Below are 9,023 nucleotides of genomic sequence, written 5' to 3'. Positions count from 1 at the left end.
TTGGCTTTGGCCACTTACACGATCTTTACCGTTGTAAGCACCCTCTTGTGCTAAGAAATCAAGGCCAGCAGAAGTACCTGCTGCTACGTCAACCATTGTGGTTTCTGTAGAGTTAGTTAATTCAGTGCCATTCCATTTAACACCAACAGTTAATTCACTGTTATCAGATGCACGCGTTAATTTATCGGTGATGATTTTTGATGTCAGTTTGAAGTCAGTTGCTTTTTCTTGACCTTGGATTGTGATATCGAAAGCACCATCTTGAGAGTTAAACGCTTTAATACCTTCTGCATAATAGAAAGTTAAAGATTTTAATGGTGTAACCACTAACATACTTTTAGTATCTTTGTATGCTTTAGCATCCCATGAAGCAACAGCGCTTGCTTTACGAGTATCAGCTTGAGCAAGAGTAGTTGCACCCATAATAGCTACAGCAAGAACAGCCAATGTCAGCTTTTTCATAAAATATCCTTTGATGATTATCTATAATAGATTGCTTTTATCTTTCTATTAATGAAAGAAATTAAATACACTGATACATTCTTAAAATAAAAGAATTTCTCTTTAAATAATTTCAAGAAAATATTTAAAGAATAACTCTTTTATTGATTGGTTTGAGGTGGGTATTATTAATGTCTTTTATTAAGCCTCCATAAATAAAAAGCTTATTCTTTATATTTAAATAAAATCAATCTGATTGTTATTTAATGTGTTTGTTTTTTTAATTTAGATATAAATATAATTAAACATTATTTAATAGAATTAATTTAAACAATATAGGAAAATAAAGTGATAAGAATAATCCTATAAGTATTTTTTCTTAATTTTAATAAGTAATAAAATCTTATCAATTGTATCTATTTTTAACGAAATTTAGTTATTTATATGTTTATTTAATTAATTTATCTTATGCTTTATGGCTTTTTATAATATTTATTATTCAAAATTTTTAGTTTTTTTTGTATAAATACATTCGATAATAGACTATGCGTGTTATTTTATGCTGTTATGTTTGGTTTATTGGGTTATAGCTCTAATTATGACGATAAAATTACATGTTTACTCATTTTTTGAGTTACGTTGTTTTTTATCTATAAAGTTTTTATATTTCCTATAAATTAAAATCAATAAACTATCTAATTACGATTTGTATTTTTCATTCAGAGTGAAAAACAATTGCTTAATGTTTATTATACCGTCAAAAGAATATCATCATTAAAGGATAAGTTATCTTTTTTGGATGATATAAAAAAGATTTAAATTACAAGTTAATTATATATTGGTATTAAAGGAAAATTAGAAAATAGTAAATTTATTTTTATAGAATGGTTTGGATTTCTTATTTTAAAAAGGAAATAAGAAATGATCTTTATCAGGTTGCTAGTTAGTTTTTTACGTTGTATTAAAGGTAATCGTGTTATTTCGAGGGTTTACCCGCACATGATAGTGCGGGTTTTTTATGTAGTTAATTTAAAAAGAGGTTATGGTGCGATCGATTCAATAATCAGTTCACCTTTGTTTATATCTAGTTTTAGTTTCTGGGATTCAGTCACTTTTAATAGTGCAGGCCCTAAATTCACTAACATTGGTAAATGCATTTCAGTGGCTATAATGGCGCTGTGAGAACGACTATCACCTTTGGCTAAAGCAATACCAACTAATGGACTATCAGCTAATTGGATTAAGGTGGAAGGGAAAAGCTCGTTAGCTACCAAAATAGCCGGTTGTGATGGTGTAAATGCAGGGCGTGTTTTATCTTGCAATTGATAGAGGACTTGATTACGCAGATCACGGAGATCAAGTTCACGTGCCCGTAAATAAGGATCAGTAAGTGCACAATAAAGCTGTGTTCTCTCTTGCATTTCATCAGACCAGCTTTGTTGTGCGTTAATCTTTTCTTCTTTAATACGATCAACTACAGATGTGATTAATTCATCATCATCTAACATCATGATATGGCCATTAAAAATAGCCCCAATATGTTCACCTAAGGTTTGATTGGCTTTTTCCGCATACTGTTTTAGAACGTTTAATGTATTTTTGATGGCATGATTAAATTTGATGATTTGAGTGTCAACATCTATTGATTCAGACAAATTTTCTACGGGCGACAATTCAGTTTCGTGCCAAATAAAAGCTGGAGCTTTAATTTGGGCGACAGGGGTTAAAATGCCTTTTAAGGTTGTCGTGTCAGAGTCAGAAGGGAGCTCTTCGCCAAAGCCATTTTGAGCGAGCTCAAGAAAGGCTGCGATTGCTTCATCTTCTTGCTCACCAGAAGCAATTAGTGTTATCTCATCACCTTGGCGAATTTGTATTAATGAGAGTTGATTTAAACTCAGAGGATTAATTCGTCTATCACCTTTAACTAATTGATAATCAGAATGAAAGGTAGAAAGTACCTCTACTAAGGTGGCAGCAGGTCTTACATGTAAACCATGAGGATTACGCACGACCCAGCTTGCCTCTTTACCTTGGATTTTGACGGGAGCATTAATATCATTTTTAGGCTGGACGAAGTTTTCGCCAAGTTGAATTTTTTTGGGGTATAACGAGTTTGAAGCTTCTTCAATAACTTTTTCTAAAGAAGCGCCAGAAGAAGCGGCAACAACTGCTGCAAGTGTACCTTCAACTAATGGTGCAGAGCAGAGTGTCACTTTTTCAGCGAGTTCAGGATCAAGTAATTCAATCGCGGTTTCTGCACTTAATATTGCACTGCCTAAATCCATCATCACAACAATTGATTGTGCTTGAGAAAGCGATTCTATCGCCGTCATAATTTTAACGGCATCAGTACCAATTGCATGTTCTTCATCGTTGATACCTGCGGCAACTGCAAGTTGGCAATGAGCCGGATTAAGCATCTGACTGGCAAGCTCTGCCACACCATCAGCGAGATGTTTACTATGAGAAACAATAACAATATTTATCATGGTAGACCTTTATTGGTTGCTTGTATTGGTTTCTTGGTCAGTTATGCGTTAATGCTATTTGCAAGGGCTTGTATCATTAGCACAACAGATGCACTACCGGGATCTTTATGCCCAATACTGCGTTCACCTAAGTAGCTTGCTCGCCCTTTTCGAGCTTGCATTGGAATGGTATTTTCAGCGGCTTTTTCGGCCACAATGTGTGCTTGATCAAGGGCTTCTTTGATAGAAAGGTTTTGCTCATTAGATTGTTTTAATGACTCAACTACAGGCCACCAAACATCACACATGGTTTTGTCATTGGGCTGTGCTTTTCCTCGGCTCACAATACCTTCTACACCTTCAGTGACCATTTCAACAAGTTGATTGAGTTCTAAATTTTGTAATGAAGCTGTCGGTTTTGCGGCACGAATAAAGAAGGTACCAAAGAGAGGCCCACTTGCTCCGCCAATATTTGAGAGTAACGTCATGCCTGTGGTTTTAAGGATCGTACCAATATCTTGATTTTCAAATTCAGGCAGTTTTTCAAGCACCTTTCTAAAACCACGATTCATATTTAAGCCGTGGTCGGCATCACCTATTTCACGATCTAAGTCTGTCAGATAATCACTATTTTGTTCAAAAAGTGATGCACATTGTTCTAACCAAAGAATGATTTGAGTATGAGTTAAAGCCATTTCGTGTTCCTTTTTTTGTCATTAAAAACTTATTTCACCATCGCCGGTGTATTAACAGGTGCATCCCATAAGGTAAGTAATTCGTTATCCACTTTTAATAACGTAATGGAGATCCCTGACATATCGAGCGAAGTGCAATAAGAACCAATTAAAGAACGTTCGATGGTTAAGCCGAATTTTTCACAGCATTGGGTTAAACGGTTATAAACACCATAAAGTTCAGATTGTGGTGTGGCACCTAGGTTATTAACTAAAACAATGACACGATCGCCAGATTTTAAAGGCTGTTTTTCCTGATTTTCATCGATCCAAGTGCCGTTTTCACGATCCCAATTACGGATCACCCGTTGATAGTGGCCATTTTCAATTAAGGTATTAAACATGGCATCAACGGTATCATTCAGTGAAGTAAATTTACGGCGATCAATACCTGGCTCGCCATGGATCCCAACACCAAATTCCATTTCATTTTCAGGTAAAGTAAAAGAAGGTTTTCCTGCCGCAGGCACTGTACAGGCTTCCAAGGCAACACCGATAGAAAAACCATTGTTATTAATGTGATGGCCTAATTTAACCAGTTTATCAAGAGAGTCGCTTCTTTCAGCTGCCGCACCCAGTAGTTTTTCAATTAATACGGTATTGGCAACACCACGACGTCCTGCGGTATATAAGCTATCTTTTACCGCCACATCATCATCAACTAATATTGTGGCAATTTTCACACCATCGTCATGAAGCAGTTCTGTTGCCGTTTCAAAATTCAGCACGTCACCCGTGTAGTTTTTTACGATCATTAAAACACCTTCACCGCTATCAATCTCTTTGGCGCAGTCATACATTTTATCTGGTGTTGGTGATGTAAATATTTCACCTGGACATGCACCATCGAGCATACCTTTACCTACAAAGCCGGCATGCATGGGTTCATGCCCGCTTCCGCCACCGGATAGCAGCGCAACTTTACCTTTTATCGGAGCATCTTTTCGCGTGACATAAAAAGAAGAAGGATGAAGTTTGATTTCAGGATGGGCCTTTGCAAAGCCTTGTAGTTGTTCAGATAACACGTCATCAACTCGATTAATCAGCTTTTTCATCTTAAATGCTCCATTTGAAATTTGTGTTTAGTCTTTAAACCAGAAATCAATTTTCTGGTCTATGCGGCTGACAAATTATTAAGTAAAGGATAGGCAAACACGTGGTGTTTGTATTATTTAAAACATAAGAATTATTTTCATTTAGTATAAAAATAAATCTACATCATTTATCTTTCTATAAGAATAGGTTAGTCAAATAACCTGCCAGAATGGGAGCAAGATCATAAAAATAAATGAAAAAGAGAGTATCTGATCGTGATGGTTACATGCCTTGCAAAAGAGTGAGTGCTTTCTCTCGCTGCTCTGGAGAAAGGTTTTTAATAACATCTAATAACAATGTATCTTTGTTTTTTGCGCTTGGCATAAGAGTATGGCTAAACGTGAGATTTAACACAAAGGTATGTCCACATTCAGGATCACGACAAGCACAATAGAGATCGGATAACTCTTTGTGTTTACGATTACTTTTCTTTATAAGCGCTTTTTCACCGCATTCAGGACAAAAAATAGTTAACACACGCATCTCATTTTTCTCTTTGTTATGGGTATATTTAATACCTTCTATATTAGCTGAAATTTGTATTATAACCAGCCTATTTATTGTTTTTTTATATAAATACTTGTTTTCATGCCGTTTAAAGAGGCTTAAAACAAGTTTATTTGTTTTTGTTAAGGTGAATAATTCGGTTATTGTCGGTTAAGAGTTGATAGCCGAGGTTAACCGAACAAACTTACTAGCCTGAAATACAAACTTTGTAGATAATAGCTTCACGTTAAATCATACGGAGATGAGCAACATATTGAATTTATTATTTATTTATTTTGTTGGTTTTCAGTGTGAGTGAATAATTAGACAAGGATGTCTATCGTAAATTAACAAGGAAGTTAGCAGTAATATAACTGAATAGCTTGTTGTTTATCGCAAATGGATATTGCGCATAGTTGAAATAAAAGGAACTTATGTTACCTCAATCAGGATTTATTCAGTTACACAGGGTTGTGGTTGCTGCTAATTCTTTACAGATTATCTGATGAATGTTGGGAGGTGAGGGTTCTTTTTACAGTTAAATAAAAAGTGATCAGAGATGAGGTGTATTCATGGATGAATATGACAACACATTAATATCGTTGGTGATCGTAGGCGCATTTATTGCATTAGGGAAGATGCTCGTTGCGAATGAAACAATGACATTAAGATTGTTCATCGGCAAAATTATTTTAGGCTCTGCAGTTTCTGTTGTTGCTGGTGCGCTGCTTATTTTATGGCCTGGAATTAATTCTGTCGCAGTAATGGGAATAGGCTCTGCGCTCGGTATTGTGGGTTATCAATTAGTCGAAATCTGGTTACGTAAGCGAGGTAATCAATTTTTTTCAGGAAAAGAAAAAGATGATACCAAGTAAAAAGTGCAACACATTTTCATCATAATAAAAGTCGGTGAAGTTAATTTTGTCTCGAATGACTAAGGAGTTAGGTCATGTCCAACACACTAGCGGTATATGCATGGATTGCACTAATGGCGTTTAGTTTGGGTTGGATTGCTCAAGGATGGCATCGAGACAATATAACGTTAGAACAGCGGATGTTAATAACGGCAATCGAAGATCAAGCAAGCATGGATGCTTGCTTTGATCTTCAACTTTTTCCTTATGTATTAGAGGAAACTCATCCTTAATAAAAATAAAAAAACGCTTATTTCACTTAGTGAATGTCAGTCCCTGACCATTCTGCAAATACATTGACATAACCACGGGCTTCTACCACGCCAATCCAGTCTTCACCTTCCATTGAGAAAAGTGAGGCGCTTTCATTCATTGGAAAAGTCAGTTGCAAATCAGTACGATAAAAATACCCTTCTAATTGGTAAGGATAAGGCCATGTGGTTTGTGTCCATAGCGCATCTTTAATGGAGATAGGCACATTATCGCAAGCTGCTCGATTTTTGACTTTAGAGCCACTGGCATCGGTATAAGTCAGATAAGCAGAAAAGGGGACATTCATTTTTTTATCTTTGGAGCTAAATAAGCAATAAGATTGACCTCGGATTGTTGTTTTAGGTCCTTCAACCGCCGCAGTAATTTTATTTGCTTGGCGAAATGCACTGGTCGTGACGATATAGTCAAATGTTAATGGTGGCTCTTTATCACCCACTTTTCCTTCTCTATAAGGATTGTTGACTAATTCTTTAGAAATAATACTAATCCCATAATCACGAGGCTTGATAATTATCGTGTTCGAAGGAGTAAATTCATAAAATCCTGATTGAGGCACCGCAGTATTGGTAAAACTAAAGGTAAATAAATCTTGGCTCTTAGAGAGATCAACGTTGTTTTTAATTAATTTTTTGAAAAAGCTTTTTGTAAAATGGACATAAACACCCCCATCGCCAGGAGTGACTAAATAAGAGGCAATGGTTGGTGAAGAGTAATAAAAGGTTCTTGATGTAGGGGTTGCTGAAAGAAGAATATCACTTGCTGCTGGCGTAAATGATAATGTCGTTGTATCTACTTTCATCGCCAGTCTCATAACATTTAAGCTTTCACCGCTTAGCTCATAATCGACCATCTTACAGACAACATTATCGCCAACAATTTCACAAAATTTAGAGCCTAAACCTAATACGGCATTGCCTTCACTATCGACAAAAATCTCTTGTAACGCATTGGTTGATTTTAGTCTTATATGCCCTTTTTTGGTAATTGCAAAACTTTGTTCAGTCACTCTACCGTTTACAGAGCGACATGTTTGACCTAATGCAGGGTTGTAGTCATCCTTGGTATAGCAGAAAAAATAACTAAAGTTTTCTATACTACCAACGGGTAGAGTTTGCATATATTGATAAAATGAATCAGAGAATATCGCCCTAGGAATACCCGCTTCACCACCATGAGTATTCATATAAGCACGATACATTCCATTGCTTAAAACCTGTTCAGGTCTTTGTATACCATCAGAAGGACAATCTCTATATGTTCGCCAGCAGCGGTTGCCAATAAATGGCATTTTAATTGGAGAGTTTTCTAACCAAATATCAAAGTAATTATTGATAGGCACTACGCCCGTATATCCCATGTAACCTAAACTAAGCTGGTCACTACTATATTTGGTAAAAACGTTAGCACCACTAAAACGGGGATCCGTTTTTTGCGGTGTAATAAAATATTCGTTATCAATATTGTTTTCAATAAAAACAATATCATTGGTGTAGGTTACTGCATTACATGTGAATGTAGTAAAAAGGGCAAGTATTAATAATAGGTAATGTTTGAACATTATATGCTTTCCTTTAATTCCTGTTTACCAACGTAGTTTGCGGATCACAAATTACATCACCCACCCACAGCACACCCCGAGCTGATGACAAATCTAATTCAGCCTCACAAATTTGTTTATCATCTTGTTGTAATGAAATCACTGGGTAGCGTTTATCAACATCCATCGCAAATTGACCTTGGTGGTCAGTTTGAGTGCGACCGATATGGTTACGTACCTGCGCACTGGCTAACAGTGTGCCATCAGGCGATTTCATTCGACCAAATACGGTAACCATTTGTTTTAATTCAGGTTGATGTACTGCAACGTTACCCGGATAAAGCACTACGTTTTTCACTCGACCTGAGGCGATATCAAAGCTATCTTCACTGTTTTTATCATTGAGTAATTCGACCTTATATTCCGCGTAAGGAGAAAGCGGAATAAAGTTATTGCTACCGGATAAAACAAAGCGTTGGCCATTGACGTTGGCGGCAATTTGCCCTTCACCATCAATGCCTGTTTTAACAATTACCCCTGATGTTTCTTGTTTACCACTGGCAGAGAAATTCATATCACTATATGCCAATGAACCTCTAGCGGTTAACGTAGTATTTAAACGATCATTATTAGGGCGACTCATGGTTAGCGTACCAGTACTGTATTTGGTATCAAAAGAGCCGTAACCACTGACAGAGAAATCACTGTCAGTACCGTCTTTATCGTGTAATAAGGTTGATACCGATAAACCTGCGTTACGAATAGCCGAATCTTCAAAGCTTTTCGATGCAGATAACTCGCCACGCACATTACCATTACTAGAAGAAACGCCGGCACTAAGCCATGTTGCGAGTGGTAGTGAGAAATCCAGTGTGATGTATTTTTCGTTAGTGCTACTTTGGTTATCGTAGTGATAACGTTGAACACCGGTACGCAAACTCATGCTACCGTAACGTCCGTTATAGAGTGTGGTGGAATATTCAAAGTTATTCGATTTGTTTTTATCGCGTAAATCTTTGGTATAGGAATAGGTAAATGATCCGGCATATTCCCAAAATTGAGTCAAATTGAGGGT

The 9,023-nt window shown here is 36.4% G+C and carries 9 protein-coding genes; 2 read left to right on the top strand and 7 right to left on the bottom strand.

From position 1 onward, the window contains the following. The 5 genes from GWI68_RS09110 to GWI68_RS09090 all read right to left on the bottom strand — a co-directional run. A partial coding sequence (locus GWI68_RS09110; protein ID WP_166540067.1) for a common pilus major fimbrillin subunit EcpA occupies positions 1 to 462 on the bottom strand: 462 nt, incomplete at its 3' end. A 1,019-nt stretch (positions 463 to 1,481) separates the two neighbouring features. Further along, positions 1,482 to 2,930 (bottom strand): dihydroxyacetone kinase phosphoryl donor subunit DhaM, encoded by a 1,449-nt coding sequence (gene dhaM, locus GWI68_RS09105; RefSeq protein ID WP_166540066.1) that lies wholly within the window; start codon positions 2,928 to 2,930, stop codon positions 1,482 to 1,484. Between the two features lie 41 nt (positions 2,931 to 2,971). Beyond that, positions 2,972 to 3,604, bottom strand: coding sequence for a dihydroxyacetone kinase subunit DhaL (dhaL, locus tag GWI68_RS09100; RefSeq protein WP_109410221.1), 633 nt, complete (start codon positions 3,602 to 3,604; stop codon positions 2,972 to 2,974). 29 nt (positions 3,605 to 3,633) lie between these two features. Beyond that, on the bottom strand, positions 3,634 to 4,698 hold the full coding sequence (gene dhaK, locus GWI68_RS09095) for a dihydroxyacetone kinase subunit DhaK (RefSeq protein ID WP_166540065.1): 1,065 nt from the start codon (positions 4,696 to 4,698) through the stop codon (positions 3,634 to 3,636). A 262-nt stretch (positions 4,699 to 4,960) separates the two neighbouring features. Then, the gene (locus GWI68_RS09090; protein WP_023582814.1) at positions 4,961 to 5,221 is read right to left on the bottom strand and encodes an ogr/Delta-like zinc finger family protein; all 261 of its coding nucleotides are present in this window, start codon (positions 5,219 to 5,221) and stop codon (positions 4,961 to 4,963) included. A gap of 575 nt (positions 5,222 to 5,796) precedes the next feature. On the opposite strand from GWI68_RS09090, the gene GWI68_RS09085 reads away from it, so the two are divergent. Then, positions 5,797 to 6,099 (top strand): phage holin family protein, encoded by a 303-nt coding sequence (locus GWI68_RS09085; protein ID WP_109410219.1) that lies wholly within the window; start codon positions 5,797 to 5,799, stop codon positions 6,097 to 6,099. A gap of 74 nt (positions 6,100 to 6,173) precedes the next feature. Next, positions 6,174 to 6,371 carry a hypothetical protein gene (locus GWI68_RS09080; RefSeq protein ID WP_166540064.1) on the top strand — a complete coding sequence of 66 codons (198 nt, stop codon included), beginning with the start codon at positions 6,174 to 6,176 and terminating at the stop codon, positions 6,369 to 6,371. A gap of 26 nt (positions 6,372 to 6,397) precedes the next feature. Here GWI68_RS09080 and GWI68_RS09075 read toward each other — a convergent pair whose 3' ends face one another. Beyond that, positions 6,398 to 7,969 (bottom strand): fimbrial protein, encoded by a 1,572-nt coding sequence (locus tag GWI68_RS09075; RefSeq protein ID WP_166540063.1) that lies wholly within the window; start codon positions 7,967 to 7,969, stop codon positions 6,398 to 6,400. Between the two features lie 13 nt (positions 7,970 to 7,982). After that, a partial coding sequence (locus GWI68_RS09070; RefSeq protein ID WP_208105147.1) for a CS1-pili formation C-terminal domain-containing protein occupies positions 7,983 to 9,023 on the bottom strand: 1,041 nt, incomplete at its 5' end.

It is taken from the genome of Proteus sp. G2669 (genome assembly GCF_009915245.1).
In the GTDB taxonomy this organism is placed as follows: domain Bacteria; phylum Pseudomonadota; class Gammaproteobacteria; order Enterobacterales; family Enterobacteriaceae; genus Proteus.
This window is presented reverse-complemented; position numbering and strand designations above follow the sequence as displayed.

Bases quoted from the DNA above. Each gene is read 5' to 3' on its own strand.
- dhaM (WP_166540066.1), bottom strand. From the start codon at position 2,930: ATGATAAATATTGTTATTGTTTCTCATAGTAAACATCTCGCTGATGGT.
- dhaL (WP_109410221.1), bottom strand. From the start codon at position 3,604: ATGGCTTTAACTCATACTCAAATCATTCTTTGGTTAGAACAATGTGCA.
- dhaK (WP_166540065.1), bottom strand. From the start codon at position 4,698: ATGAAAAAGCTGATTAATCGAGTTGATGACGTGTTATCTGAACAACTA.
- GWI68_RS09090 (WP_023582814.1), bottom strand. From the start codon at position 5,221: ATGCGTGTGTTAACTATTTTTTGTCCTGAATGCGGTGAAAAAGCGCTT.
- GWI68_RS09085 (WP_109410219.1), top strand. From the start codon at position 5,797: ATGGATGAATATGACAACACATTAATATCGTTGGTGATCGTAGGCGCA.
- GWI68_RS09080 (WP_166540064.1), top strand. From the start codon at position 6,174: ATGTCCAACACACTAGCGGTATATGCATGGATTGCACTAATGGCGTTT.
- GWI68_RS09075 (WP_166540063.1), bottom strand. From the start codon at position 7,969: ATGTTCAAACATTACCTATTATTAATACTTGCCCTTTTTACTACATTC.